Source organism: Enterococcus sp. LJL90, assembly GCF_056924355.1.
In genome coordinates, this window is the sequence record NZ_JBXPBQ010000036.1 from 1 (window position 1) to 2674 (window position 2674).

At 39.7% G+C, this 2674-nt stretch carries 4 protein-coding genes; all 4 read right to left on the reverse strand.

Going from position 1 to position 2674, the window contains the following annotated elements; translation table 11 throughout:
• Window positions 1-22: 22 nt before the first annotated feature.
• Window positions 23-769, reverse strand: a complete 747-nt coding sequence (locus AC1Z3S_RS19875; protein WP_461741817.1) for a WxL domain-containing protein — start codon at window positions 767-769, stop codon at window positions 23-25.
• 88 nt (window positions 770-857) lie between these two features.
• Window positions 858-1082, reverse strand: coding sequence for a hypothetical protein (locus AC1Z3S_RS19880; protein ID WP_461738618.1), 225 nt, complete (start codon window positions 1080-1082; stop codon window positions 858-860).
• Window positions 1079-1426, reverse strand: a complete 348-nt coding sequence (locus tag AC1Z3S_RS19885) for an EF2685/EF0750 family sortase-dependent surface protein (RefSeq protein ID WP_461741818.1) — start codon at window positions 1424-1426, stop codon at window positions 1079-1081. The genes AC1Z3S_RS19880 and AC1Z3S_RS19885 overlap by 4 nt, the downstream gene beginning before the upstream one ends.
• Window positions 1427-2536, reverse strand: a complete 1110-nt coding sequence (locus AC1Z3S_RS19890) for a WxLIP family cell surface protein (protein ID WP_461741819.1) — start codon at window positions 2534-2536, stop codon at window positions 1427-1429.
• Window positions 2537-2674: the final 138 nt, after the last annotated feature.

Below are 2674 nucleotides of genomic sequence, written 5' to 3' on the forward strand. Positions count from 1 at the left end.
TACTGTTGTTACTGATTCGGAACTAAGCAGTTGGGCTATCTGTACCAGTGTCAGACAATACCCAAGTCACTGTACTCTTGTATTGATTGTTTTCTTTTGCGCTACCACCTTTAACTGTCAAGTTAACGTCTGAAACTGTTCTAGCCACAGCTGCAGTTCCTGTTGCAGCTGAACCTGTAGTAGGCAATGTATAACTCATAACAGTTTTACCTGCACCTCCAGCGGTCAATTTAACAGTTTCTGAAGCAGTACCTGAATACAAACTAGCAACAGATGCATCTAATGCAGATAAAGTAGTTGAAGACGGTGTTGGGACACCTGATGCATCTGCAGTCGCACCATCCATCGCAAATTTTTGAGTAGCACTAAGTGTCATCGCTAATTCTGCGTTTGCTAATGTGTCAGTACTATCTTTCGTAGTACTTTTAAAATCAGCTAATGTCGCGGATACGTTCCAAGCTGTTTTAGTATCTCTATCATCAGAAACACCAACATATTGGCCGCCACTAGGCGCATCTGTTTGTTTGTAAGTTTGAGCATTAGCACTTGCAGTATTCGCATTACCAAATTGGAAAGATTTTGGTACGAATGTCAGTGCTAAGTTTTTATAAAATGGTCCAGGTCCAGGATTAAAAGTTGAGAATCCAATCCCAGCGTCTGTCGTCATTTTTGTTGCAGTATCGTCTGCTGCAGCTTGTACTGGTGTTGTTGCTACAAATGCAGCACCAAGTGCTACTGTTGCGAAGCCAAATAAGAACTTTTTATTCATAATTTATTTTCCCCTTTTACTTATTCAAATTTCTTTAAGTATTGGAGAAAGTTACTCTAACAATCCATTGTTTTGTACAGTTGTTTTATTATCCTAATAACACAAGTTGATCTCTTAAGGAGAAAAACATCATAATCGTGAAACTAAAAGATAAGACCGAAAAAAGTAATAACCCTAGATTGACTAAGAAAACCATCTTATTTTTTTTCAGCACCCGATTCATTTTGATGTCTCGTAAAATAAATAGGCAAAATCCAATCATGCCAATCAAGCCAACTATGCCTAGTCCTGCGACCCAATAGTAAACCATCATTCATATTCCTCCGTTTCTTTCTCATTCTTTTTTTTTATCAACAGGTAGACCGTTACAGATAAGATGACCACCGCCCATCCAACCAAAAGCAAGATAAAGGGAGTGGTCAATTCCCCCGTTTGGGGGAGCTTTCCACCCGTTGTGCCTCCACCTGTTGAAGGTAGGGTATCTCTCCCACTACTACTTGAAGAAGATGGCGTCGTACTGTCACTTGAAAAGCCGATACCTGCATCAGTTCCTAAGGAGTTCGATGTTCCACTTGCATGAACTGTCGGCAGTGTCACCAAACATAGACTCAACACTAAAAGAACTGTCCCCATAACTCGACCCAAATTTTTGCTCATTTATGCTCCTCCTTTGATTGGCCTTTTCCTATTCTTCTTTCTTTTCCGTATCTCAGCACTTCGTTGCTTTTTCCAACTCTTTCCCCTTATGACAAGATAAACAGTCAAACCAAAAGTGCCAATTGTAATCAAAATAGTTAAGATATAAAACCAAGAAGGTAAGGTCAACTTAAACACAGTCTCATCATTCATTTCTTTAGCCTTCTCAGCACTTATGGTAAATTCTTGTTCAAGTTCCCACTCGTGTAGATTACTTTGCGCACTGACTCGAGCAATATACGTACCACTTGGTATCGCATCTATTCCCCAATCGACCGGATAGGTAAACTGACTGTTAGGTGCAATCGATCCTTTGTTCATCGATTGTGTTTTTACAACCGCACCACTTTCTTTATCTACTATTTCAATCTTCATTGAAAAATCTGAAATGACCTGAGACTCAGGATTTTCAAACGTTAATCCAATCGTTTTTTGTAGCCTAAGGAGCTCTGGCTCAGCGCTAAGCAAACTCAATGTCTGTCCTCGGCTATAATCAACCGCTCCATCCCCAGACGCTATGATTCCAATTCTGTACGCATATTGACTGTTTACAGCGTCCGTCGATTCTTCTTCTGTCACCTTCTCAAAATAGACTGCTCCAATCTTTGCGCCTGTATAACTCTCGGCTGGAGGAGAAACCGTAAGCGTCACTTCCTTCGTCTCTTCTGGAGCTACCTCTATTTCGGTTTGATCAATAGACGTTATTTCTTCTACGGAGTTCACTAATGTACTATTATTTTCTTTTCCAGCGACATAATCAATCGTGGCTTCTTCACTTGTGACAGCATTTGCGACATACACTTTAATTTTTACCGATTCAGATCCGGTTCCTGTCACTTTCACTTTTAATTCTTGTGGCTGGCCGGGTTCCGTTTTAATAAAGAAGAACGTTTTATTCTGATCAATTTGGGTATCGGGGCGTACAGCTTCGACCGAGAACCCTAACGGGTCTTCCGTATCTGCTGCATGAACTCTAGTAGGCATCAGAATAGTTATGAATAGGAAGAAAAAAAGAAGAACAAACGATTTCCATAGGTAGTTCACATGAATGGTTGAGTTTATTTTATACATAATTCCGTAGTACTCTCCTAATATTTTGTGATATAATTACATCTTGTTTTAGTTAAGTAAAAGAAACAAAATATAACGCCAATATGACAGCGTTTTTGATTATATTTTGACGGCGATTGACGGCTTATTCGAAAAGAT